Annotated in this window: 23 protein-coding genes and 1 tRNA gene; 11 read left to right on the top strand and 13 right to left on the bottom strand. The window is 63.3% G+C overall.

Annotated elements, in window-relative coordinates; genetic code table 11:
* Positions 1–60 precede the first annotated feature (60 nt).
* Positions 61–1380, bottom strand: a complete 1320-nt coding sequence (locus tag IVA78_RS33205; RefSeq protein ID WP_247276916.1) for an ABC transporter substrate-binding protein — start codon at positions 1378–1380, stop codon at positions 61–63.
* Between the two features lie 42 nt (positions 1381–1422).
* Entirely contained in the window at positions 1423–2490 is a 1068-nt protein-coding gene (gene ugpC / locus IVA78_RS33200; RefSeq protein ID WP_247276915.1) for a sn-glycerol-3-phosphate ABC transporter ATP-binding protein UgpC, read from the bottom strand.
* Between the two features lie 201 nt (positions 2491–2691).
* On the opposite strand from ugpC, the gene IVA78_RS33195 reads away from it, so the two are divergent.
* The 5 genes from IVA78_RS33195 to IVA78_RS33175 all read left to right on the top strand — a co-directional run bounded on the left by IVA78_RS33195 (position 2692) and on the right by IVA78_RS33175 (position 7774).
* Positions 2692–3792: a LacI family DNA-binding transcriptional regulator gene (locus IVA78_RS33195; RefSeq protein WP_247276914.1), complete on the top strand. Its 1101-nt coding sequence runs from the start codon at positions 2692–2694 to the stop codon at positions 3790–3792.
* 122 nt (positions 3793–3914) lie between these two features.
* On the top strand, positions 3915–5741 hold the full coding sequence (locus IVA78_RS33190; RefSeq protein WP_247276913.1) for an IlvD/Edd family dehydratase: 1827 nt from the start codon (positions 3915–3917) through the stop codon (positions 5739–5741).
* Between the two features lie 135 nt (positions 5742–5876).
* Positions 5877–6608 (top strand): SDR family oxidoreductase, encoded by a 732-nt coding sequence (locus IVA78_RS33185; RefSeq protein WP_247469447.1) that lies wholly within the window; start codon positions 5877–5879, stop codon positions 6606–6608.
* 19 nt (positions 6609–6627) lie between these two features.
* The gene (locus IVA78_RS33180) at positions 6628–7374 is read left to right on the top strand and encodes an SDR family NAD(P)-dependent oxidoreductase (protein WP_247276911.1); all 747 of its coding nucleotides are present in this window, start codon (positions 6628–6630) and stop codon (positions 7372–7374) included.
* A gap of 7 nt (positions 7375–7381) precedes the next feature.
* Positions 7382–7774 carry a GFA family protein gene (locus tag IVA78_RS33175; protein ID WP_247276910.1) on the top strand — a complete coding sequence of 131 codons (393 nt, stop codon included), beginning with the start codon at positions 7382–7384 and terminating at the stop codon, positions 7772–7774.
* A gap of 2 nt (positions 7775–7776) precedes the next feature.
* On the opposite strand, the gene IVA78_RS33170 is transcribed toward IVA78_RS33175, so the two are convergent.
* On the bottom strand, positions 7777–8685 hold the full coding sequence (locus tag IVA78_RS33170) for a DMT family transporter (protein WP_247276909.1): 909 nt from the start codon (positions 8683–8685) through the stop codon (positions 7777–7779).
* An 89-nt stretch (positions 8686–8774) separates the two neighbouring features.
* On the opposite strand from IVA78_RS33170, the gene IVA78_RS33165 reads away from it, so the two are divergent.
* The 3 genes from IVA78_RS33165 (at position 8775) to IVA78_RS33155 (ending at position 10883) form a co-directional block, all read left to right on the top strand.
* Entirely contained in the window at positions 8775–9638 is an 864-nt protein-coding gene (locus IVA78_RS33165; protein ID WP_247420192.1) for a LysR family transcriptional regulator, read from the top strand.
* 78 nt (positions 9639–9716) lie between these two features.
* Positions 9717–10397, top strand: coding sequence for a site-2 protease family protein (locus tag IVA78_RS33160; RefSeq protein ID WP_247276907.1), 681 nt, complete (start codon positions 9717–9719; stop codon positions 10395–10397).
* Between the two features lie 63 nt (positions 10398–10460).
* Positions 10461–10883, top strand: a complete 423-nt coding sequence (locus IVA78_RS33155; protein ID WP_247276977.1) for a hypothetical protein — start codon at positions 10461–10463, stop codon at positions 10881–10883.
* Here the strand turns inward: IVA78_RS33155 and IVA78_RS33150 are convergent.
* The 6 genes from IVA78_RS33150 to IVA78_RS33125 all read right to left on the bottom strand — a co-directional run bounded on the left by IVA78_RS33150 (position 10871) and on the right by IVA78_RS33125 (position 16677).
* Positions 10871–11686, bottom strand: coding sequence for an energy transducer TonB (locus tag IVA78_RS33150; protein ID WP_247469445.1), 816 nt, complete (start codon positions 11684–11686; stop codon positions 10871–10873). The two genes, IVA78_RS33155 and IVA78_RS33150, sit on opposite strands and share 13 nt — an antisense overlap.
* Before the next feature lie 9 nt (positions 11687–11695).
* On the bottom strand, positions 11696–12154 hold the full coding sequence (exbD, locus tag IVA78_RS33145; protein ID WP_247276905.1) for a TonB system transport protein ExbD: 459 nt from the start codon (positions 12152–12154) through the stop codon (positions 11696–11698).
* A gap of 3 nt (positions 12155–12157) precedes the next feature.
* Positions 12158–13123, bottom strand: coding sequence for a tonB-system energizer ExbB (gene exbB / locus IVA78_RS33140; RefSeq protein ID WP_247276904.1), 966 nt, complete (start codon positions 13121–13123; stop codon positions 12158–12160).
* Positions 13120–13809, bottom strand: a complete 690-nt coding sequence (locus IVA78_RS33135; RefSeq protein WP_247276903.1) for a Fe2+-dependent dioxygenase — start codon at positions 13807–13809, stop codon at positions 13120–13122. The genes exbB and IVA78_RS33135 overlap by 4 nt, the downstream gene beginning before the upstream one ends.
* Positions 13810–13811: 2 nt before the next feature.
* Entirely contained in the window at positions 13812–16214 is a 2403-nt protein-coding gene (locus IVA78_RS33130; RefSeq protein WP_247276976.1) for a TonB-dependent receptor, read from the bottom strand.
* A 223-nt stretch (positions 16215–16437) separates the two neighbouring features.
* Complete coding sequence (locus IVA78_RS33125; protein ID WP_247276902.1) at positions 16438–16677, bottom strand: hypothetical protein; 240 nt, start codon at positions 16675–16677, stop codon at positions 16438–16440.
* Between the two features lie 376 nt (positions 16678–17053).
* On the opposite strand from IVA78_RS33125, the gene IVA78_RS33120 reads away from it, so the two are divergent.
* The 3 genes from IVA78_RS33120 (at position 17054) to IVA78_RS33110 (ending at position 22000) form a co-directional block, all read left to right on the top strand.
* Entirely contained in the window at positions 17054–18226 is a 1173-nt protein-coding gene (locus tag IVA78_RS33120; protein ID WP_247276901.1) for an efflux RND transporter periplasmic adaptor subunit, read from the top strand.
* A complete protein-coding gene (locus tag IVA78_RS33115; RefSeq protein WP_247276900.1) occupies positions 18223–21369 on the top strand; it encodes a multidrug efflux RND transporter permease subunit in 3147 nt (1048 codons plus the stop codon). The genes IVA78_RS33120 and IVA78_RS33115 overlap by 4 nt, the downstream gene beginning before the upstream one ends.
* Positions 21370–21433: 64 nt before the next feature.
* Positions 21434–22000: an invasion associated locus B family protein gene (locus tag IVA78_RS33110; protein WP_247276899.1), complete on the top strand. Its 567-nt coding sequence runs from the start codon at positions 21434–21436 to the stop codon at positions 21998–22000.
* A gap of 9 nt (positions 22001–22009) precedes the next feature.
* On the opposite strand, the gene IVA78_RS33105 is transcribed toward IVA78_RS33110, so the two are convergent.
* From IVA78_RS33105 to IVA78_RS33090, 4 genes are all read right to left on the bottom strand, one after another.
* Positions 22010–22372, bottom strand: coding sequence for a DUF1428 family protein (locus tag IVA78_RS33105; RefSeq protein WP_247276898.1), 363 nt, complete (start codon positions 22370–22372; stop codon positions 22010–22012).
* Between the two features lie 173 nt (positions 22373–22545).
* Positions 22546–22619, bottom strand: a tRNA-Gln gene (locus tag IVA78_RS33100).
* 265 nt (positions 22620–22884) lie between these two features.
* On the bottom strand, positions 22885–23856 hold the full coding sequence (locus IVA78_RS33095; RefSeq protein WP_247276897.1) for a tripartite tricarboxylate transporter substrate binding protein: 972 nt from the start codon (positions 23854–23856) through the stop codon (positions 22885–22887).
* Between the two features lie 143 nt (positions 23857–23999).
* Complete coding sequence (locus tag IVA78_RS33090) at positions 24000–25130, bottom strand: iron-containing alcohol dehydrogenase (RefSeq protein ID WP_247276896.1); 1131 nt, start codon at positions 25128–25130, stop codon at positions 24000–24002.
* Positions 25131–25139: the final 9 nt, after the last annotated feature.

The following is a 25139-nucleotide window of genomic DNA, read 5'->3' as shown; positions in this document are numbered from 1 at the left end:
GATATCCCTGATCGAAATGTTGACGAGCGGGCGGCCGGACGGCCGCCCGCTCCGTGACCCTCAGCGATAGATGCGCTTCAGCTGGCGCTCGGCTTCCGCCATCGCGCCCTTCGCATCCTTGGCGCCGGTGCAGTAATTGGCGAACATGTCGACGACGATGAAATCGGCGATCGCCGTCGCCGCCTTCTCGCCGACCGTGCCGATGCCGGACGCCGGCAGCGTGCGCTTGGAGGCCTGCGAGAACACGGCGTTCTTCGGATCCGCCGTCCAGATCGGTGCCGACTCATAGGCGTTCAAGGTCTGGGTCAGATAACCTTGCGCGCCATCCAGCCACTTCTCGTAGTTCTCCTTCTCCAGCATGAAGGCGACGAACGCCTTCGCCGCATTCGGATATTTGGTGAAGTTGAAGGCGAGGATCGGCAGCGCCAGCTGCAGCTCGGTCGGCTTGCCGACCGGACCAACCGGCCAGAGGGCATGATAGGTATCGGCGGCAAGCTCTTTCTTGGTCGCATCGGTCTTGGCGGCCACGTAGATCGAGATGCCGTTCGCCGTGCAATAGAGCTCGCCGGCAAGGAACGCCTTGTTGTTGGAGGAATCGTTCCAGGACGGGGTGCCCGGGATGAAGTTCTCGTACAGCGCCTTGCAATATTCCAGCGCCTTCGCCGTCTCCGGCGAATTGATGATGATCTTGTCGTTCTGATCGACGGTGTAGGCCCCGTGCCCCCACAGCACCCAATGCAGCCACGAATTGCCGTCGCCCGAGGCATGCCCGAGGGCGAAGCCGGCCGGCGTGTTGTTCGCCTTCAGCGCCTTGCACATTTCGAGGAAGCCGGGGAAGTCCGTCGGAAACTCCTTGAAGCCCGCCTTGTCGATCGCCGACTTGCGGTAGGTCATGTAACCGCCGTTGGTCGCCACGGGAATGCCGAGCCAATCGTCGCCGAGCTTGCAAGTCTTGGCGGCCGCATCGGTCCAGCCGCCATACTTCTTGCCGAGATAGTCGGCGACGTCGTTCATCTTCAGCACTTTGGTGGGGAACAGCTGCGGCAGCGTGTGCAAGCCCCAGGCGAGATCGAGCCCTGAGCCGGTATTGGCCGCAACCGATGCCTTCGGCTGCACGTCCTCGAAGGATTCGCTGAATACGTTCATCTCGGTGCCGGTCGCAGCCTTGAACGCCGCAACCATCGCGTTGAACGCATCGTCCTCCTGCGGCACGAAGCGCTTCCACCGCATCACGGTCAGCTTGGCACCGGGCTCCGCCTTCCAGGGCGCGCTCTGCGCCCAGGCCTTGGCGAAATCGAACAGTGCCGGCCCAGTCAGCATGCCGGTCGCAGCCAGAGCCGTTCCGCCTTGAAGCAGAGTCCGGCGGGTAAAGTCTTGCATATCGTCCTCCCTGTGATGCTTTTTCTTGTCTTACGTCTTACGCTAGGCGTTCAGGCGCTTGCCTGTGGCCTCGTCGAACAAATGCACCAGCGACGGGTCGGGCTTCAGCCGCACCTTGTCGCCCGGGTTGAACTGGTGGCGCTCGCGGAAGACCGCGACGACCTGCTCGCCGCCGACCTTGGCGAACACCTGCGTCTCCGAGCCGGTCGGCTCGACCACGATGATCTCCGCCTCGGCGCCGTCATCGGCGATGGTGAAATGCTCAGGCCGCACGCCATAGACGGCAGGACGGCCGTCGGACGCCGTCGGCGCAGTCTTGAGCGGCAGCTTGACACCGTTCGGTCCCTCGAAGGTAGCAACGCCGTTGACGCGCACATGACCTTTGAGAAAGTTCATGGCGGGCGAGCCGATGAAGCCGGCGACGAATTGGTTGTCGGGCTTGTCGTAGAGCTCGAGCGGCGTGCCCATCTGCTCGACGATGCCGTCATGCATGACGACGATCTTGTCGGCCATGGTCATGGCCTCGATCTGGTCGTGGGTGACGTAGACGGTCGTCGTCTTCAGCCGCTGGTGCAGCTCCTTGATCTCGGTGCGCATGGCGACGCGCAGCTTGGCGTCCAGGTTCGACAAGGGTTCGTCGAACAGGAACACCTGCGGATCGCGCACGATGGCGCGGCCCATGGCGACGCGCTGACGCTGGCCGCCCGAGAGCTGGCGCGGATAGCGATCGAGCAGCGGCGACAGCGCCAGGATCTCGGCGGCGCGCTTGACGCGCTTGTTGATCTCGTCCGAGCTGGCATTCCGCAGCTTCAATGAGAAGCCCATGTTCTCGGCCACCGTCATGTGCGGATAGAGCGCGTAGTTCTGGAACACCATCGCAATGTCCCGCTCCTTGGGCTGGACATTGTTGACGACGCGGTCGCCGATCGAGATCGTGCCGGAGGTGATGTTCTCGAGACCGGCGAGCATGCGCAGAAGCGTCGACTTGCCGCAGCCGGAGGGGCCGACCAGAACGACGAACTGGCCGTCTTCGATCGGAATGGTCACGCCGTGCAGGACTTCAAAATTGCCGAACGATTTCCGCACGTCGCGGATTTGCACAGACGACATCTAGCTCCCTCCTCGAAAGTCGACGACGCCCTTCGCGCCGCGACCGTCTTGCTTTTTCAGACTTTACCGAACCAGGCCCGATCATAGCGGGCAACATTGTCGGCAGTTTGTGCGGTTTTGGCAATTTGTCTTTGGTTAGTCGTTGCTGGTAGCGCTGTCAACGTTCCTTTGTTTGCGACCGTGACTGTGTTAAGAGCAGCAATGGGTCGAAAACGCACCAAGTCAGGCAAAATCCGGCTGGCGGAAGTCGCCGAGCTTGCCGGCGTCAGCCCGATCACGGCGTCCCGCTTCTTCCGCAATCCGGAAGCACTGTCGGTTGCCAAGCGGACGCGGGTCGAGAGCGCCGCCAAGGAGCTCGGCTATGTGCCGAACCTTGCTGCACGCGCGCTGGCCTCGCAACGCACCGAGGTGATCGGTGTATTGATCCCATCCCTCACCAATAACGTGTTCTCCGACGTGCTGCGCGGCATCTATGACGCCTCCGAAGGCAGCCGTTACTCGATCCAGCTGTCCAACACCCGCTACAGCATCCTCCAGGAGGAGAAGCTGCTGCGCCTGTTTCTGGCGCAGAAGCCGGCCGGGCTGATCGTCACGGGCATCGACCAGACCACAGAATCGCGCGCGATGCTGGAGGCTGCCGACTGCCCGATCGTGCAGATCATGGAGATCGGCCCCAATCCGGTCGACATGATGATCGGCTTTTCGCACCATGATGCTGCGCGCGCGGCAGTTGCCCACCTGTTCGCGCAGGGTCACCGCAAGGTCGGCTTCATCGGCGCGCGGATGGATCCGCGGGTGCAGCGGCGGCTCGATGGATATGTCTCGGCCATGAAGGACGCCGCCCTGTTCGAGCAGCGGCTCGTCGTGACGACGGCGACGCCGACATCGGTGACGCTCGGCGGCGCCCTGTTCACCGACCTGCTCGCGCGGGACCCCGGCATCGATGCGGTGTTCTGTGCCAATGACGACCTCGCGCTCGGCGTCCTGTTTGAATGCCGGCGCCGGGAGATCGCCGTCCCGGAGCAGATCGCGATCGTCGGATTCAACGACCTCGAATTCATGGCCTCAGCCGTCCCCACCCTCAGCAGCGTGCGCACCAATCGCTACGAGATGGGGAAAACGGCCGCGACCATGCTGATCGACGCGATCGATGGACGGCGGCCCGAGCAACCGGTGCTCGACCTCGGCTTCAAGGTGATCGAGCGTCAAAGCTCGTTGTCGCGGCGTTCGGACAATCGACCAGCCGCTTCCGGAGCCGGCGCCGCCAACAAAATGGTAGCGTTACCAAGTAGCCAAGATTAGTATCGTACTTGTGAGGAAATGACCCGCCAGCGGGCCGGCAGACCATCGCTCGCGCCGCTGGGCATCGCACCAGCCGACAGATTGAGACGGACGCCAGTGCGTTTGCATTGCAGGAGAGACCAATGACAAAAAAGCCAACCAATGGGCACGCTGCCGGCAACGGCGCTCGCCGCCACCTTCGCTCGCAGGAATGGTTCAACAACCCACACAATCCGGGCATGACCGCGCTCTATATGGAGCGCTATTTGAACTACGGCCTCACCCGCGCCGAACTTCAATCCGGTAAGCCGATCATCGGCATCGCGCAAACCGGCAATGATCTTTCACCCTGCAACCGCCATCATATCGAGCTGGCCCATCGCGTCCGCGAGGGCATCCGCGAGGCCGGTGGCATTGCGATGGAATTCCCGACCCATCCGATCCAGGAGACCGGCAAACGTCCGACCGCGGCGCTCGACCGCAATCTCGCTTATCTCGGCCTGGTCGAGATCCTCTACGGCTATCCCCTCGACGGCGTGGTGCTGACCACCGGCTGCGACAAGACGACGCCGGCCTGCATGATGGCCGCGGCGACCGTCAACCTGCCCGCGATCGTGCTGTCGGGCGGCCCGATGCTGAACGGCTGGCATGCCGGCGAGCGCACCGGCTCCGGCACCATCGTCTGGAAGTCGCGCGAGCGGCTCGCCGCCGGCGAGATCGACTATGAAGAGTTCATGGAAATCGTGGCCTCCTCGGCGCCCTCGGTCGGCCATTGCAACACCATGGGCACCGCCTCGACCATGAACGGGCTCGCCGAAGCGCTCGGCTTCTCGCTGCCGGGCTGCGCGGCGATTCCCGCCCCCTACCGCGAGCGCGGCCAGATCGCCTATGAGACGGGCAAGCGCATCGTCGAGATGGTCTGGGAGGATCTGAAACCCTCGGACATCCTGACCCGCAAGGCGTTCGAGAACTGCATCGTCATCAATTCGGCGATCGGTGGCTCGACCAACGCGCCGATCCACATCAACGCGCTGGCCCGCCACATCGGCGTCGAGCTCTCGATCGACGACTGGCAGAAATTCGGCCACGACGTGCCGCTGCTGGTCAACATGCAGCCGGCCGGCTTCTATCTCGGCGAGGAGTTCCACCGCGCCGGCGGCGTTCCGGCTGTGGTGCGCGAGCTGATGAAGCACAAGCGCATCCATGAGGACGCAGTGACAGTCAATGGCCGCGGCATCGGCGAGAACTGTAGGAACGCACCGGCGCCTGACAAGGACGTGATCTGGACTTACGACAAGCCGCTGGTGAAGGACGCCGGCTTCCTGGTCCTAAAGGGCAATCTGTTCGATTCCGCGATCATGAAGACCAGCGTGATCTCCAAGGAGTTTCGCGACCGCTATCTCAGCAACCCCAAGGACCTCAACGCCTTCGAAGGCCGCGCCATCGTGTTCGAGGGGCCCGAGGATTATCACGAGCGCATCGACGATCCCTCGCTCGACATCGACGAGCGCTGCGTGCTGTTCATCCGCGGCACCGGGCCGATCGGCTACCCCGGCGGCGCCGAGGTCGTGAACATGCAGCCCCCGGCAGCATTGATCAAACGCGGCATCCTGTCCCTGCCCTGCATCGGCGACGGCCGCCAGTCCGGCACCTCGGGTTCGCCCTCGATCCTGAACGCCTCGCCGGAAGCGGCGGCCAATGGCGGGCTCGCCATCCTCAAAACCGGCGACAAGGTGCGCATCGACCTCAACAAGGGCAGCGCCAACATCCTGATCTCGGAGGAGGAACTGAAGAAGCGCCATGCCGAGCTCAAGGCCAGCGGCGGCTTCAAGCATCCGCCGAACCAGACGCCGTGGCAGGAGATCTATCGCAATACGGTCGGCCAACAATCGACCGGCGCCTGCATGGAGCTCGCCACGCGCTATCAGAACGTCGCCGGCACCTTTGGCGTGGCAAGAGATAACCACTAGCAGCCACACCGTCATTGCGAGCGAAGCGAAGCAATCCAGAGATATCTCCACGGAGATGGCCTGGATTGCTTCGTCGCAAGAGCTCCTCGCAATGACGTGGGTTGGCATTGAAACTACACGAAGGAGAACAAGAACATGGCAGACCGCCTCAAGGGAAAGCGGGCCCTCGTCACCGCTGCAGCCGCAGGCATCGGGCGTGCCTGCGCCGTCGCATTCGCGCGTGAGGGCGCGACCGTCATCGCCACCGATATCAACGAGAGCGGCATTGCGAGCCTCACCAAGGAAGGCGTCGCCGAAGTCGCAAAACTCGACGTCCGCAACACCGCCGACGTCAACGCCTTCGCCAAGCGCGTCGGCAAGATCGACATCCTGCTCAACGCTGCGGGCTTCGTGCACCACGGCACGATCTTGGAGTGCTCGGAAGAGGATTTTGACTTCTCGTTCGACCTCAACGTCAAGTCGATGCACCGGACCATCAGGGCGTTTCTGCCCGAGATGCTGGCAGGGGGCGGCGGCAGCATCGTCAACATCTCGTCCTGCGCGGCGCTGCGGCCGCCGGCCAACCGTTACGTCTACAGCGCGTCGAAGGCGGCGGTGTCGCTGCTGACGCGCGCGGTCGCGCTCGATTTCATCACCAAGGGCATCCGCTGCAACAGCATCTGTCCCGGCACCGTCGAGACGCCCTCGATGCTCGACCGCGCCGCCGCGCAGGGGCCGCAAGGCAAGGAGATGTTCATCTCCCGCCAGAAGATGGGCCGCCTCGGCACCGCCGACGAGATCGCGGCGATGGCGGTCTATCTCGGCAGTGACGAAAGCGCCTTCACCACCGGCGTCGACCTCGTCGTCGACGGCGGCTACATGCTCTGATGTTCAGGGGTCACGTCTCATGAACAAGATCGACCTCAACGGCCGCGCCGCTGTCGTCACCGGCGGCGCGCAGGGCTTTGGCCGCGCGATTACCGAGCGCTTCGTCGTCTCCGGCGCCAAGGTCGCCATTTGGGATTTCGATGCCGCGCTGGCCGAGAAGACGGCGAAGGAGATCGGCGACGGCGTCCGCGTCTTTAAGGTCGATGTCACCGACACCGCAGCCGTCGAGCAGGCATGCGATGCCACGCTCGGCGCTTTCGGCAAGATCGACATCCTCGTCAACAATGCCGGCATCGCCGGCGTCAACAAGCCGGTCTGGGAGACCGACATCGAGGAATGGCGCAAGGTGCTACGCATCAACCTGGACGGTCCTTTCATCGTCTCCAAGGCGATCGTGCCCGTGATGCTCAAGCAGAAATACGGGCGCATCGTGAACATCGCCTCCATCGCCGGTAAGGAAGGCAATCCGAACGCCTCGCACTATTCGGCGTCCAAGGCCGGTCTGATCGCACTGACGAAATCGCTCGGCAAGGAGCTCGCCGCCCACGACATCCTTGTCAACGCGGTGACACCGGCGGCGGCGAAGACCGCGATCTTCGACCAGATGACGCAGCAGCATATCGACTTCATGCTGTCGAAAATCCCGAAGGGGCGCTTCGTGCTGGTGGAAGAGCTGGCCGCGATGGTGGCCTGGCTCGCATCCGAGGACTGCGCGTTCTCCACCGGCGCGGTCTTCGATATCTCTGGCGGTCGCGCAACTTATTGAGGACATCATGATCCGGGAAGGCGGATGCCTCTGCGGCGCGGTGCGGTTCAAGGCCGAGGGCGAACCGCTCAACGTCCGCATCTGCCATTGCCGCATCTGTCAGAAAGCAATGGGCTCGCCCTACTTCGCCCGCGCGCAATTCGACCAGCGCGCGCTCAGCGTCGAGGGCGATACCGCCCGCTTCGCCTCCTCCGAGAACATCGACCGCGTGTTCTGCAAGCGGTGCGGCACGCGGCTGTTCGCCTGGCGCCGCAACGGTACGCTCGCCGGCGTCGCGCTGGCCACGTTCGATGATCGCAACGCCTTCGCGCCCACCGAGCACATCTGGGTCTCGGAAAAGCTTGCCTGGCTGAAGCTCGACGACGGCCTGACGCAATATCAGACCACGATCCCGGCTTGATGTCAGGCCTGGTTTGAAACGGATGCGCTCACCGCCTGAGCACGCTGGTCCGTCGTCGCAATCCATATCCCGACAAACACCGCGACGATGCCGGCCGCCAGATTCCAGCTTAGCGGTTCGTGCAGCAAATAGGCGCCAACCAGCGATGCCGTGATCGGATTGACCGTCACCGAGATCGCGACACGCGTCGGCGTGGTCCGCTCGAGCGCGAAGGCCCAGAGATAAAAGGTCAGCGCGGCTCCGAAGGCCCCGAGATAGAGCGCCGCGAGCCATTGCGGTGTGCCGAAGCCGGTCACCGGCACAAAACTGCTGCGTACATATGAGAGCAGGATGAGGCACGTCGCGCCTGCCGCCATGCTCATGGTCGTGAAGGCGATCGGGCTGGAACGCCGGATCAGCGGCTTTGACCAGATACCGTAAAGTGCCATACACGCGGCCGCAGCGATCATCAACAGATCGCCACGCCAGGCGCCCGACGGCGCCGAAGCCAAGTCGAAGAGAAGCGCAAGGGCGACGCCAAACGTCGCAATTACGACACCGATCGACTTGCGCCAAGTGAGCGATTCGGCGCCGAGCGCAGCCCCCATCACCAGCGAGAGCAGAGGCAGCGTCGACAAACCGAGCGCGCCGCGCGCGGCGGTGGTAAAGATCAGCGATGCATTGAATAGGATCGGGAACAGGGCGAAGAACAAAAGACCAAGCCCGATCGCGGCGACCCGGTCCCCTCGCCCCGGCCAGCGGTCTCCGCGCAGCAGCGTGAGCGGCAGCAGCAGGAGAAAGCCGATGCCGAACCTGAACGAGCCGATCGCGAGCGGATCGAGCATACTCACGAGATAGCGCGTGGCGCCGATCGAAGTGCCGCCGAGGCCGCTCGACAGCACGGCAGCCAGAACGCCAGAGATCTCGGTCACGATTGCTCCCATCAATGCTTCGAAGGCAGCATAAGAGGCGCGCCGAAACGGGGAATGGATTTTCCGTCATGCTGGGATAACGTTACATCATGACCACACCAGATCTCGATCCCAATCTGCTGAAGGCATTTCTCGCGGTCACCGAGCATCGTTCGTTCACCCGCGCGGCCCACGTCCTCAACCGGACCCAATCGGCGGTGAGCGTTCAAATCAGGCGCTTAGAGGAGCGGCTCGGCACAAGATTGTTCCAGCGCACCAGGGCCGGCGTCCTGCCGACCGCGGCAGGCGAAGAGTTGCGCGCCTATGCGCAGCGCATTCTCGCGCTCAACGCGGAGGCGGTCGGGGCGCTTCGCGCACGCAAGGCCGAAGCCGTGGTCCGCCTCGGCGTGATGGACGACTACGGCACCATCGTCATTCCGCCCCTGCTGACGAGCTTTGCCAAGCATCATCCACTGGTCCGGATTGAGATCGAGACGGGACTGACCGCGACGATGCCGGCGCGGCTCGGCGATGCCTACGATCTTGTCATCGCCATGCATCCGCAAGGATGTGGCGACGGCGAGCTTTTGAGGCGTGAGCGGGCGGTCTGGGCGGCTGCCTCATCCTATCGCGCCGCGGCGCATAATCCCCTGCCCGTGGCACTCTACCCGCCAGGGTGTCTGTTCCGGCAATGGGCTGCGGAGGCGCTCGACACGGCTGGCGTGCCCTGGCGCCTCGCCTATGTCAGCCGGACGCTCGCAGCAGTCGAGACGATTGCGGCTCAAGGCCTCGCGGTGACGGTGGTGAAAGCAGGGACCTTGCCGGCGAGCCTTCGCGTGCTGTCCGATTGTGACGGCATGCCGCCGTTGCCGCCGGCGGAAATTCGCCTTCACCGCGCGCGCCACCTATCATCGGCAGGCGGCCTTCTCGCGGACCATTTGCAACGGGGAATTTCGGAATTGAACGCCATATAACGGTAGATTGTGAAGGGTTGTGGCCCTATACGGCCTGCTTTGGGAGGCGCGCGGGCAGAAGCCGAAACGGATGAGCTGGTGAACATTTCTTTTTATGATCTATCCGTCTGGGTGATGCCGGTGCTGCTCGCCATCACCTTCCATGAGGCTGCGCACGCCTTCGTCGCGCATCAGCTCGGGGACAACACAGCCTCGCAGCTCGGTCGCGTCAGCTTCAATCCGCTCCGCCACATCGACCCGTTCGGGACCCTGATCCTGCCGGCGATGCTGCTGTTTGCGCATTCGCCGTTCCTGTTCGGCTACGCCAAGCCGGTGCCGGTCAATTTCCGCAAGCTGAACAACCCCAGGCTCGACATGGTCTGGGTGGCGCTGGCCGGGCCCGTCACCAACGTCCTGCTGGCGCTCGCCGCCGCCCTCGCCTTTCATGCCCTGCCACTGGTGCCCGCGAGTTCGGCGAAATGGGTTGCGGACAACCTCAAGAATGCCCTCGTGATCAACGCGATCCTGGCGGTGTTCAACATGATGCCGATCCCACCGCTTGACGGGGGTCGGGTCGCGGTCGGGCTGTTGCCGCAGCGGCTTGCCTTGCCGCTGGCCCGGCTCGAGCCAGTCGGGATGCTGATCCTGATCGGCCTCCTGATCCTGCTGCCGCTGGCGGGTTCGCAGTTCGGTCTAAATCTTGATGTTATTTCAGCAATACTGCGAACGTTGACCGGTTATGTGATTCAGGCTGTTCTGTTCCTGACCGGCAATGTGTAGTTGAACAGCGACACCCGAACACAAGCCGAAGGGCCAGAGGCCGACTTGGTCAAAGCTGCCGATATGCTGATCGCGCGACGCGCCGACACCCGCGCCCGCGCCGATTTTGCCACATGGAAGATGATGGCCAAGCTCAACGGGGCGTCCGCGCTGCCTGCGGAAGCCCAGGAGTTCCTCGCGAGCTACAAGAACCTGCTGGCGGAGATGAGCGAGGGCGAAGCCACCGAGGCCACCATCGGCGCGATCTACAAGGCCTACTATGCCGAGATGGGCGGAGCGGGAACGCCGCCTGACGTCCGCCCCCGTCCGCCTGAAACGGCGGCGGATAATGTTACCGCCTTCCGCCGCCCGACCCCCAAGCCAAAGAAGGCCGCCGCCTTCGGGGCGACGGCATTCGCCGGAACCCAGAAACGGCCGCTGCCGGTGGCGCTGATCTTTGCCTGTCTAATCGTGGTCTATGTCGGGATCCGGCTCTACTGGCGCTGAGCCGTCTTCTTCTTTTTCTTCGCGTCCGGTGGCGTGAAAATGATGTCGACGGTGCGCTCGAACCGGTCCTCTGTCAGCCCGGCGGGCGGCTGCGGAATGGGATCGGATTTACGGACAATCGAGACTGCCGCCGCATCGTAAGCCGCGTCCCCGGACGACTCAACGACCTCGACCGAAAGCACGTTTCCTCTGCGGTTGATCGCAAAGCTCACTTTGACCTTCTGGTTATTGGGCTCCTTGCCCTCCGGCTTGACCTTGTGGGCCGTCAGATGCGCGCTGATCTTGCGGTTCCAGTCCGCGGTAATCTTCAGGATGTCCTTGCCAAGCCCAAGCACCGGCGCCAAGGCCTTCTCAGCCTCGCGCGCGTCTTCATCGAGTGCCTGCCGTGCCGTGGCAACCGACTTCGGCGAGGCCTCGGCAGCGGGAGTTTCGACCGCCGCAATCTTCGGATCCTCGTCCTGCGGCTTCTTCGAGATGTTCTCAGTGACGACCCGATCAGGATCGTCGACCTGTTGCGACTGATCCTTTGGCAGCTCGGTTTCCTTGGTCTCAGCCTTCTGCTCGGGAAGCGCCTGCTGCTCCTGCATCGCTTCGCTGTCAGGCCCGGGCGGAAGGTCGGTATCGGGCGCCTTTGGCGAGGCCACCTCGACGGCGAACTCGGCGCCGGCCGCACCCAGACCGTCGTCGCCGTCATCGGCTTGCAGGTGCGCCAGCGCGAGCGCCGCACCACCCAGATGAAGCGCGAGCGCCGCCACCGCCGCCAAGACCCAAAGCTTCCTGGATGGTCTGGGTTCGTTCGACATGGTGCGCCTCTAAGGCTGAGCGGCGCCTGCCGAGGGCGCCCCCGGAGCGCCTTCCAGCGCGACCAGCTTCACCCGCGTATAGCCGCCTGAGCGCAAGAGCTCCATGACCCCCATCAACTCGCCATACGGCACAGAGCGATCGGCACGCAGGAAGACATACTTGTCTTTGCTCATGTCGGACAGACCGTCGAGGGTGCCGATCAGCTCCGCCCGATGGACCGGGTTCTCTCCGATCGCAAGCGTCAAATCGGGCTTGATGCTGAGATAGGTCGGCTTGTCTGGCTTCTTCTGCGGCGTCGCGCTCGACGTCGGCAGATCGATCGGCAGGTCGACGGTCGAGAGCGGCGCTGCGACCATAAAGATGATCAGCAGCACCAGAATGACGTCGATAAACGGTGTGACGTTGATGTCATGCGTTTCCGAGAAATCGTCGTCTTCGCCGTCGTTGTCTGCGAGCGAAACGCCCATGGTTCACTCCGCTGCGCGCGAATGCACGCTGCCGTGGCTGCGATCGAGATCGCGCGAGAGCAGCCGTCCCGCAGCGCCCGAGGCGCGGCTGACGAGCTCGAGATAGCCTTTCGTCACGCGCGCGAAATGGTTGTAGATGATGACGGCGGGGATCGCGGCGACGAGACCGATTGCGGTGGCGAGCAGCGCCTCGGCGATGCCGGGCGCGACCACGGCGAGGTTCGTGGTCTGCGACTTCGAGATGCCGATGAAGCTGTTCATGATGCCCCAGACCGTGCCGAACAGGCCAACGAAGGGCGAGGTCGAGCCGATGGTGGCGAGCACGCCCATGCCGATGCGGATGCGGCGCTGTTCCGCGCGCACGATCTCGGCAAAGCTCGAAGCGGCGCGCTCCTTGATGCCGGCATCGCTTGACAGGCCGGCCGACATCCGCGCCTCACGCAGGGCCGCCGTCAGGAAGGATGGCAGGATGCCCTCCTTAGTGCCGAGCGCCATCTGGGCTTCCGCGAGCGAGCGCGCCTCTGCGGTCTTCTTCAGCGCCGAGCGCAGCTTGGTGGAAGCAACCGACAGCTCGATCGACTTTGCGATGAAGACGGTCCAAGTCACCAGCGAAGCAAAGGCGAGCCCGATCATCACCGCCTTCACGATGACGTCCGCCGACATGAACATCACCCAGGGCGACAATTCCTTCATGGCCGGCGCGATGGCGGCCGCTGCATCGGGCTTGGCGGTCGAAGCGGCGGTCGCGGGGGGCGCCGTCGCAGCAGCGGGCGCGGTTGCGGTCGAAGCCGAAGGTGCCGGGGCAGCAGGTGCGGTAGCCGCTGGCGGCGCACCGGCCGGGGCCGGCTGAGCCGTCGATTGCGCCGGCGCCGGCGGGGTTTGTATCTGGGCGGAAGCAGGAGATGCGAGCCAGGCGGCGGCCAGCATCGCGGCGGCGGCAAGGCTGGCTTGGAAGGTCATGATCTTCATACTTCGGCCCAGTAGCGAATGAGGTTGTGATAGATACCCGTCAATTTGACCGTTTCGGGATCGTCACGCCCGAGCCGTTCCACCAGCGCCTGAATCGCGGTGTCGAGGTCAAAGATCATGCTTCGGGCTTGATCGTCCCGTACCATGCTCTGAAGCCAGAGGAAAGACGCAACCCGCGTTCCCCTCGTCACCGGAGTGACCAGATGGAGGCTGCTCGAGGGATAGAGCACGCAGTCGCCGGCTGGCAACTTGACTTCGTGCGATCCGTAGGTGTCCTCGATCACAAGTTCGCCACCGTCGTACTCTTCCGGCTCGGCGAGGAAAAGCGTGACCGACAGGTCTGTGCGGATGCGAAGGCCGGTCAGGCGGTCGCCGCGGATCGCATTGTCGACGTGCAGGCCGAAATGGTGACCGCTGCTCGCCGCATAGCGGTTGAACAGCGGCGGGAAAATCTGGAGCGGGATTGCCGCCGCGATGAAGCGCGGGTTCGACGTCAGCGCCGAGATGATGCGGTTGCCGAGCTTGCGCGCGACTTCGCCATCCGGCGGCAATTGCTCGTTGCGCTTGACCATCGCCGACTGCGCGCCGGCGGTGGAGCGGCCGTCCTCCCAGTCGCTGGCATCCATGATGCGGCGGAAATCCGCCACATCATCCTTGCTGAGAACGCCAGGCAGGCACGTCAACATGATCAGAACTTCGCTGTCGTCACGATGTAGAACGCCCGCCCCGGCGCGACCGCCACGAACGGTACGTTGCTGCGATAGAATGAGTCGTAATAGAGCTTGTTGGTCAGGTTCTGCGCGTAGAACTTCATGGTCCAGTTCTGGTCGATCTTCTTCTCGACGAAGGCATCGAAACGCCAATAGCTCGGCAGCTCGTTGGTGTTGGCCGCGAACGTGCCGCCATAGACTTTCGAGCGGTACACCGCCTGGCCGCCCAGTTCCCAGCCGCCGTCGAACTTGTACTTGGTCAGCATGCTGAACGACTGGTGGGCAATATTGGCAAGCTGAAGGCCGATATTGGAGGGGATGTTGCTCTGCGTAACCTTCGACTGCATCAGCACCAAGCCGCCGAAGATGCTCCAGCGGTCAGTGATCTTGCCTTCGGCCTCGATGTCGATGCCCTGGATGCGGTAGGCCGCATTGGAGGTGAGCAAGCCCGCGGCATTGGTCTCGCGCGCATTGTCCTTGGTGGTCTGGAACAGCGCGCCGGTCACCAGCAGGTGGCGATCGGCGAGCTCCCATTTGGTGCCGAGCTCGATCGCCTTGTTGCGTTCGGGCCCGAGCAAGACGGCCGTGTTGGGCGGAACACCACCGTAATCGGTAGCGGTCGCATCAAGCTCTGATCCGAACGGATTGGCAGAGGTTGCATAAGCCGCATAGAGGCTGCCGATCGTCATCGGCTTGTAGACCAGGCCGACGTTGTAGTTCACCAGGTCGGCGTTCTGCTTCAGATAAGCCGCGTTGGTCGACGAACTCTGGCTATAGCCGTCGTAGCGGACGCCGCCATTGACGATGATCGTGTCCTGCCAATTCGCGGTGTCCATGACATACACGCTGCTGGTGTTGACGCCATAGCGCGTCGGATTTCCAATTAGCGACGGTATACCGAAGGGAATGTAGGTGAACTGGGGGGAGTAAAGATTGACGCCCTGGACAGCACCGTTGCTCGTGAATCCGGAGCCGGACAGTTCCGACGCAAGGCCGGCATAACGGTCGATCGAGATGTTCTCGTTCGAATATTCGACGCCGAACACCGCGGTGTGCTTGACGCCTCCTGTGTCGAGCTTGAACGTGGCCTCGTTCTGATTGGCCCACACGTCCACGTTCTGGTAGCGGCTCTGTGCGCTCGCCGTCGTGGTCCAGAGCAGCCGGTTGGGGCTGGTGGTATTCGGGTTCTGCGGCAGCGTGCCGATGTAGTTGAGCAGTGAATGCTCGCCGCGCACCTTGCTGGTCAGCGTGATGGCTTCGTTGACCTTGTACTCGATCGTGCCGGTGCCGAAATCCTGCCGCGCGGTCTGGAAGTCGCGCTTGAGGAAGCCGTACCAGTTTTCGCGCGGAATGCCGGCCGAGGTCACCGGCACGTTGCCCTGCTTGTAATAGGGCACGCCGAAATCGGGATAGCCGCTGAGGTCGGTATGGACGTAGTTCGTTGTGATCTTGATGTCACTGGTCGGAGTGTACTTCGTCGAGATGAAGCTGCCCCAGCGATTATCGGTCACGTAGTTGCGCCCGGCGACATTGGCGTCCTGGAACAAACCGCCCGCACGCACCGAGAAGGTCGGATCGATGACCTGGTTGACGTCGAGCGTAACGCGCTTGGTCTGATCGGTGCCGAACTCGCTGTCCATCCGCTTGAAGTTGACGTCGCCGGCCTGCTTGGTGACGATGTTGATCGCGCCGCCGGCGGTGCCGCGGCCGGCGTAGGAGGATGCCGGTCCGCGCAGAATCTCGATCTGCTCGGTGAAGAAGTTCTCGCGGATGGACACGGCGGGATCGCGGATGCCGTCGATGAAGACGTCGTTGCGCGCGTCGAAACCGCGGATGAAGAAGCGGTCGCCGAACGCGTTGCCGCCCTCGCCCGAGCCCAGCGTGACGCCCGCGGTCGAACGTCCGATCTCCTTCAGCGTCGTCGCGTTCTTGTCCTCGAGCACTTCCTTACTGAGCACCGTGATGGTCTTGGGCGTGTTCAGCATCTTCTCGGGAAACTTGCCGGAAGCCTGGACGTGGTCGACCTTGTACGGCGCCGCCGGATCGGAATACGGATTGCGGTCCACTTCGCCCGCGGGGACGGAGGGCGCAGTCTGCTGGGCTGCCTGCTGCCGCTGCGCGGCGCGGCGAAGCGCGTTGCGGGCGCGGACCTGCTCCGGCGAAGGCTTCGAGGCCACCGGACGCGGACGTTGGACCGGAGCATCGACCGTCACCGGCGGCAGGTTCGACTGCTGTGCTTCTGCGCCGCTTGACACCGACGCCACCGCAATCAAGCTCGCGACTGCTGAAACCTTCTTGCCGGAAATGCCAGCGGACTTCTCATCCATTGAGTTGAACGCTACGACCGAACGCAACGACTTCGGTGCGACCACCTGCCCCATTACCAAACGCCCCATCTTCCTGTTCGCTCATTCACTTCGATGAACGATGGGCTGTGGTATCGGCCACAAAATAGCGGGTCAATGCGAGCACGCCGCGAGAACGCTTGAATAGGTCCAGATCAAAACGATTCTAAACTGCTGTTTGAAATCATTCTAACCAAAGATTGGAGTCGTTCTAAAACGAGCGCGAAAACGCCGCGAAATCGGCGTCGTGCTCGTGGCATCAGTCGCTGCTCGGCGGCTTCATCAGCGAGAACAATTCGTCGACAGTTTTCTGCGCGACCGCACGCACGCGATCGGTGTTGCCCATCCCCGCGATGTTGACGCCGTTGACGACGGCTTTGATCTCGTCGCGGAAGTCGGTGAGAAAGCGGAAGGGATCGCGCTGCTCGTTGGCGACGCGCGCGATCAGCCCCGTGATCAGAATCTGACACGCGATCAGCTTGCCGTTCAATTCGTCCATCGCTGCGCTCCATTCGTGGCGGCGCCGATATGACCGATGCTGATTTTCCTGACAACCGAAACGGGCTGCGCGCGATTTAGAACCCTTCTCGTGACCTGCCGACCTGGTGGCTTTCCGCGTTGTCCCCCAGCGCCACACACACGGCGTCCGGGGCATTGGGCAGCGCTCGCACGCGGATCGTTCGAGTCGGAAAAAAGCAGCATTGCACACCGCCGCGCCAGACTGCTGCATGGGGTGCAAAGCTTTCCAATTGTTTAGGATTCTCGACCGATAGTGCTGTTTACACTTAAACTTGGCGTGTATTATACAAGCGCGCTGGAACCCTATGATTGCCCCATAATTCGTAGCTTGGGGGCACGAGAGCCGCCGAGCCGATATGAAAAAAACACGGCCGATCCTCTGGATTCTGATTATCGCGGCCGTGGGCTCCGCGAGTTACTATGGTTGGCAGAAATTCGGCTCGCCTGGGGCCGGAAAGACCCAGACAGCCGAGAAAGCTCCGCCCCGGCCGCAGCCCGTCCCGGTCAGCGTTGCCCCGGTCCAGAAGACCGACTTTCCGGTCTATCTGACCGGTCTCGGCACGGTTCAGGGCTTCAACACCGTCCAAGTCCGCAGCCGGGTGGATGGTCAGATCGACAAGCTCGCCTTCCGCGAAGGCCAGATCGTCCAGCAAGGCGAGCTTCTGGTCTCGATTGATCCCCGCCCCTATCAAGCCGCCCTCGATCAGGCCAAGGCCAAGAAGGCGCAGGACGAGGCAAACCTCGCCAACGCCAATCTCGAACTCCAGCGCGCTATGAGGCTCGGCGAATTCGCAACCGCACAGCGGGTCGATACCCAGCGCTCCACCGTCGCCCAGCTCACCGCCCAGATCGCCGCCGACGAAGCAGCGATCGCCAACGCCCAGACCCAGCTCGACTACACCCAGATCAAGGCGCCGATCACGGGCGTCGCGGGGCTGCGCCAGGTCGACATTGGCAACATCGTCAACGCATCGACGCAGACCGGCATCGTCACGATCTCGCAGGTCGAGCCGATCGCCGTGATCTTCACGGCACCGGAAGACCAGCTTCCCTATATCAGCGAAGGCCAGAAGGCCGGCGCGCTCAAGGTGATCGCCTTCACCACCGACGGCAAGAAGACGCTGGCGGAAGGTAAGCTCGCCGTCATCAACAACCAGGTCGACGCGAGCAGCGGGACTATTCGGCTCAAGGCGGTGTTCGACAACAAGGACCACTCGCTGTGGCCGGGCCAGTCGGTTTCGACGCGTCTTCTGGTGCGGACGCTGAGGGATGCGACCGTCGTTCCCGATGATGCAGTCCAGCATTCGACCAACGGCCTGTACGCCTATACCGTCAATCAGGACAACAAGGCCGAAGTGCACAAGATCAAGGTCAGCTATGGCATCGATGGACGTTCGGTCATTGATGAAGGCCTCACGCCCGGGCAGCAGGTCATCACCGGCGGTCAGTTCAAGGTGCAGCCTGGAAGCCTCGTCTCGACAGCGGTGGCGAGCTCGGATCCGGCCCAGAACAAGGTGCGACAGGAATGACCGAGGGCGGGATTTCGGCACTCTTCATCCGTTATCCCATCGGCACCTCGCTGCTGATGGCCGGCATTCTCTTCGTCGGCCTCGTCGCCTATCCCCTGCTGCCGGTTGCGCCGCTGCCGCAGGTGGACTTCCCGACCATCCAGGTCACCGCCAACCTGCCGGGCGGCAGCCCCGAGACGATGGCCTCGTCGGTGGCGCAACCGCTCGAGCGGCAATTCGCCCAAATTCCCGGCATCGCCCAGATGACCTCGACGAGCTATCTGGGCACGGCGTCGATCACCATCCAGTTCGACCTCAATCGCAGCATCGACGGCGCCGCCAACGACGTTCAGGGGGCGATCAACGCCGCCAGCGGCCAGCTCCCGAAGAACCTGCCCTCGCCGCCGACCTACCGTAAGGTCAACCCTGCGGACGCCCCGATCCTGCTGCTGTCGGCCACCTCCGAGACACTGCCGCTGACCAGCGTCAGCGACGCCGTCGACGCCCAGCTCGCCCAGCAAATCAGCCAGCTCTCCGGCGTCGCGCAGGTCTTCATCGGCGGCCAGCAGAAGCCGTCCATCCGCATTCAAATCGACCCGGCGAAGCTCGTCGCCAAGGGCCTGTCGATGGAGGACGTCCGCAGCCAGATCGCCATTACCACCGTCGACAGCCCGAAGGGCAATATCGACGGGCCCAAGCGCGCCTACACGATCTACGCCAACGACCAGCTCACCCACGCCAAGGACTGGAACGACGTCATCATCGCCTATCGCAATGGCGGCCCCTTGCGAATCCGCGATATCGGCCAGGCGGTCAGCGGCGCCGAAGACGCCAAGCAGGCGGCCTGGGCCAACGGCAAGCGCGGCGTGTTCCTGGTGATCTTCAAGCAGCCCGGTGCCAACGTCATCGACACTGTCGACCGCATCAAGGCCACCCTACCCAGGCTGGTGGCCGCTATTCCGCCCGCAATCAAGATCGAGCTGATCAGCGACCGCACCACCACGATCCGTGCCGCGGTCGAGGACGTCCAGTTCACGCTGCTGCTGACCATCGCGCTCGTGGTCATGGTCATCTTCATCTTCCTGCGCAGCTTCTGGGCCACCGTCATTCCCACGGTGACGGTGCCATTGGCATTATTGGGTGCGTGCGCCTTGATGTGGGTGGTCGGCTATTCGCTGGACAATCTGTCGCTGATGGCGCTCACCATCGCGGTCGGATTCGTGGTCGACGACGCCATTGTGATGCTCGAGAACATCACCCGCTATATCGAGGAAGGCGAATCCCCGCTCGCGGCGGCCTTCAAGGGCTCCAAGGAAATCGGTTTCACCATCGTCTCGATCAGCATCTCGCTGGTCGCGGTGCTGATTCCCCTGCTGCTGATGGGAGGCATCATCGGGCGCCTGTTCCGCGAATTCGCCGTAGTGCTGGCGATGACGATCTTCGTCTCGATGTTCGTGTCGCTGACGCTGACGCCGATGATGGCCTCGCGCTTCCTGCGCGCGCATGGCGAGGTGACCCACGGCAAGTTCTACCAATGGAGTGAGCGCGCCTTCGACGGCATGTTGCGCGGCTACGAATATGTGCTCGACCACGCTCTGGCCTGGCGCCGCACCACGCTCGCGATCTTCTTCGCCACGCTTGGATTGTCGATTTACCTGTTCATTCTGATCCCGAAGGGCTTCTTCCCGCAACAGGACGTCGGCTTGATCACGGCCACGTCCGAAGCCTCGCAGGACATTTCTTTCAAGGAGATGCTCAGACGCCAGGAGCAGCTCGGCAAGATCATCCTGGCCGATCCCGACGTTGCGAGCGTTGCCATGGCGATCGGCGGCAGCGGACGCGCCGGCAACAATGGCGCCCTGTACATCACACTGAAGCCTCGCGATATGCGCGAGGCATCGGCTCAGCAGATCATCGCGCGCCTGCGTCCGCAGTTCGACAAGGTCGAGGGCGCCCGTCTTTACATGCAAGCGGCCCAGGACGTCCGGCTCGGCGGCCGGCCGACCCGCACGCAGTTCGAGTTCACCCTACAGGACGCCGATCTCGCCGAGCTCAACGACTGGGCACCGAAGATCCTCGCCAAGATGCAGACGTTGCCGGAGCTGCGCGACGTCGCGACGGACCAGCAGACGCAGGGCACCACGGTCCAGCTCAAGATCAACCGCGACACCGCCTCGCGCTATGGTATCCAGCCGCAGATGATCGACGACACGCTGTATGACGCCTTCGGCCAGCGGCAGGTCACGCAGTATTTCACCCAGCTCAACACCTACAAGGTGATCCTCGAGATCCTGCCCGAGATGCAGGGCGATCTCGAAAGCCTGAACAAGCTCTATTTGAAATCGCCGCTGACCGGCGAGCAGGTGCCGCTGTCGACCTTCGCGACCTGGACCACCGATCCGGTCCGCCCGCTCTCGATCAGCCATCAGGGTCAGTTCCCGGCGATCACGATCAGCTTCAACCTCGCGCAAGGCGCCGCGCTTGGCCAGGCCACGGAAGCCGTGCAGCGGGCGATGACCGAGCTCGGCGCGCCGCCGACGCTGAATTCGAGCTTCCAGGGCACCGCGCAGGCGTTCCAGCAATCGCTCGGCACCGTGCCGCTGTTGATCCTCGCCGCGCTCGTCGTGGTCTACCTGATCCTCGGCATCCTCTACGAGAGCTATATCCATCCGATCACCATCCTGTCGACCCTGCCCTCGGCCGGCGTCGGCGCGCTCGCGATCTTGATGGCGGCCGGCTTCGACTTCAGCCTGATCGCGCTGATCGGCATCATCCTGCTGATCGGCATCGTGAAGAAGAACGGCATCATGATGGTCGACTTCGCGATCGCCGCCGAACGCGACGAACACAAGACGCCGGAGCAATCGATCCGCCAGGCCGCGCTCCTTCGCTTCCGGCCAATCATGATGACCACGATGGCCGCGCTGCTAGGCGGCGTGCCGCTGATGCTCGGCCACGGCACCGGCGCCGAGATCCGCCAACCGCTCGGCTACGCCATGGTCGGCGGCCTGATCGTCAGCCAAGCGCTGACGCTGTTCACCACGCCGGTGGTCTATCTCTATCTCGACAAGCTCAACAACTGGTTCTCCACCTGGGGCCGTTCGGGTGACGGCGAAGGCGACGAGGCGCCCGAGCACAGCACCGTCAAGCAAGCCGCCGAGTAAGCTTGCACCGCACCTCTCGCGACGCTACAGCGGGACTCACGGTTCACGCTAACGCGGTTTCGCCATGTTCATGCAATCCAGACTTGTCGCCCTCGCCGCTGTCTTGTTGTCGACCAGCGCTGCGTATGCCCAGCAGGGCGCCAAGAAGAACGCCGCTCCGCCTACCTCGACCGCACATCCCGCGCCTGTCCCGACGCAAGCGCAGGCGGACGGCGCTCCGGGCCAGCCCGGTTGGATCGTGCGCTGCACCAGCGCGAGCCGCGACGCGCCGCTCGAATGCGCAATGGAGCAGAACGCTGTACTGACCAAGACCGGCCAGACCGTCATCCTGATCAACATCCGCATCGCGCCCGACACCCGCACGCCGATCGCGCTGCTGCAATTGCCGCTCGGCCTCAACCTGCCCGTCGGCGCCAAGCTCCAGGTCGACGAGGGCAAGACGTTCGATCTCGAGATCCAGACCTGCGAGAACCGCGGCTGCTACGCCTCGACGCCGGTCGCGCCGGATCTGCTCGCCGCCTTGCGGGTGGGCAAGCAGTTGAAGGTTTCCTTCCAGAACATGGCCAAGGAAACGATCGCGATCCCGATGCCACTCAACGACTTCGCCGCGGCCTACGACAAGATCAAGTAACGAGCGCCGTCAGGTCGCGATGTCGCCTGCCCGAAGCAGCGTCGAGAAGCCGCCATAGATCATGCGCTTGCCGTCGAATGGAATGTCGGTGCACTTGAGCCGCGGGTCCGCCATCACCTTCTTGTTGATGGCATCGCGGGTCTCCCGGTCGCGGTAGACGATCCAGGAGAAAACCACGATCTCGTCCTCCTTCGCCATGACCGCGCGCGGAAACGAGGTGAGCTCGCCATAGGGAACGTCGTCACCGATGCATTCGACATAGTCGAGCGCGCCGTGCTCCAGCCAGAGCGCGCAGGCGGTCGTCGCCAGCGCCTTGTAGGCCTCGATCTTGTCCTTCGGCACGGCCAGCACGAAACCATCGACATAGGGCATCACGGATCTCCTTCGGTTGTGTGTGGTCCGAGGACGATGGGGCGCACTGCGATCCGACACGAAACGCGATTTTCAGATGAGGCAAACGGTCGCGATCGATGGTGCCGTCAACGAATTTTGGTCCCTGCCGCAGAGAGGCCGGGGGGTTAAGTCTGGGAAAAAGCGCCCGGAATTGGCTGGGGAACCTGGATTCGAACCAAGACAAACAGAGTCAGAGTCTGTTGTGCTACCGTTACACCATTCCCCACCGGAATAGTCGAACAAATTCAAGGACTTGTCGACTTGCTCGACCGTGGCCGGAAGCGCGTTTGGCGCAAATCACGGCTCAGGCGTGGCAGCGTTCTACCCGCTCGGCTCTGGGCTGGCAAGCGCTGCGGTACTGGGTTGTCTCGACGGGCGATGGCACGAGAGGTCGGAGTCCGCGGCGACAAGGACCGCGCCCGACCGCATGAGGCGATCGGGTCACGGTCCGGCCCCGCAGACGTCTCGAACGTCGCCAGCGCCTTAGGCGCTTAGTCCAGCTTGATGTTCGCGGCTTCGATCACCTTCTTCCACCGCTCGGTCTCGGAGACGATGTAGGCCTTGAAGGGCTCGGAATCCACCGCGACCGCGGTGGCGCCGAGTTCGGCCATCTTCTGCACCGTCTCCGGCTGCTGCATGAAGACGCGGATTTCGGCCGAGAGCTTCTCGACGATCGGCTTCGGTGTGCCTGATGGCACGAAGAAGCCGTGCCAGGCCACGGCCTCGAAGCCCGGCAGGAATTCGGCGACGGCGGGCACTTCAGGATCGAAAGTGGCGCGTTTCGGCGTTGCGGTCGCAAGCATCGCGAGCTGGCCGGTCTTCACTTGTGGCAACAGCAGCGGCACGTTGTCGAAGGCGAGATCGATCTGGCCGCTCAACAGGTCAGTTAGCATCTGGCTGGAGCCCTTGTAGGGTACGTGCACCATCTTGGTGCCGGTCATCTGCTGAAACAATTCGGCTGCCAGATGCTGCGAGGTGCCGACGCCGGCCGAGCCGAACGAGACCTTGTCCGGATTGGCTTTCAGATAGGCGATCAGCTCCGGCACGGTGCGCGCCTTGATCTTGTTGGGGTTCACGACAAGCACATTGGGCACGACGCTGATCTGGGCGACCGGCGCAAGATCCTTGTCCGCCTGATAGCTGAGCTTCGGCCCGTAGAGCGTGGGGTTGATTGCGAGCGCAGACGTGCTAGCAAGACCGAGCGTGATGCCATCCGGCGCCGACCTCGCTAACCGCGTCACGCCGAGGATCGAGCCGGCGCCGCCGACGTTCTCGACCACGAAGGGCTTGCCGAACTTCACCTGCAAATCGTTGGCGACCATGCGCGCGAAGATATCCGCGGTGCCGCCGGCGGCGAAGGGCACGATCACCGTCACCTGCTTGGACGGATAACCGTCCTGGGCCTTGGCCGGCGACGCCGCCAGCAGCATGAGTGAGGCAAGAACAAGCCACAGCGATCTCATCGAAGTTTCCTCTGTTTTCAGTGTTGTTGATTGGCTGCCGCGAACGAGCGGCGGGGATGGCTAAAGCGTGATGCATCGCGCTTTAGGTTTTTGTTTGAGCATGATCGTTTCGGAAACCGCTACACACTTTTCCGGATCATGCTTTAGAACGCGACCTCATACATGTGCAGGATCGCATCCCGGCTAAGATCGCGCGGATTGTTGTCGAGCAGGCGGCGAATGGCGTACGCCTCGTCGGCCATCACGCCGAGGTCGTCCCTGGACACGCCGAGCCCCGACAACCGCATCTCGATACCGAGATCGGCGCAGAACTTGTAGGTTGCGTCGAACGCCAGCTTTGCATCGCCCTGCTTCGGCAATCCAAGCGCCTGGAGCACCGCGACGGTCTTCGCCTCCACGGCCGGCATATTGAAGGCCAGGGTGTGCGGGAAGATCACCGCGCAGGCAAGCCCATGCGCCACATGGTGACGCGTGCCGAGCGGATACGCGACCGCATGGCCGGCGGTCGTGTTCACCGGTCCCAGGCAATAGCCGCCATAGAGCGAGGCCAGCGCCAGGCCCGCGCGCGCCTTGCGATCGCCACCATCGGCCACCGCCCGCTTGAGATACAGCCCAACCAGGCGCGCGCCTTCGAGCGCATAGAGGTCGATCATCGGATGCGCCTTGCGGCTGGTATAAGCCTCGACGCAATGCGCCAGCGCGTCGACGCCAGTCGCCGCAGTGACCTCCTTCGGCACGGTCATTGTCAGATCCGGATCGACGATGGCAATGTCAGCCAGCATGACGCGGCTCTGCACCGCCTGCTTGTTCTGGCTCACGGGGTCGGTGACGAGCGCGCGGGTGCCGGCTTCGCTGCCAGTGCCCGACGTGGTGGGAATCTGCATCAGCGCCACGTTGCGGCTGGCCACTTTCTCTGACCCGACGATGTCGGCGAAAGCCACGTCGCTCGTGCACATCACCGCGACCAGCTTGGCCAGATCCATCGCGCTGCCGCCGCCGAACCCGACGACGAGATCGGGCTTGGCGTCGCGCGCCATGGCAACAGCCTTCTCGAGATTGGGCAAGTCCGGCTCGGGCTTCACATCGCCGAACACCTTCACTGAGCCCGGCAACGCAAGCGTATCGACGCGTTGCGCATTGAATGGGTCCGAGATCACCAGCGGCCGTTTGGCGCCGATCCGCTCGGCGAAACGCGCTGCGGCGGCGATTGTACCGCAGCCGAACTCGATCGCAGTCGGGCGGAGGATTTCAATGGGCGTGAAGGCGTTGGTCATCGTGTTCGA

Origin of the sequence: Bradyrhizobium sp. 137 (assembly GCF_023074095.1) — a bacterium.
In the GTDB taxonomy this organism is placed as follows: Bacteria; Pseudomonadota; Alphaproteobacteria; order Rhizobiales; family Xanthobacteraceae; genus Bradyrhizobium.
The sequence above is the reverse complement of the archived record's forward strand: the minus strand, read 5'-3'. Positions and strand labels throughout refer to the sequence as shown.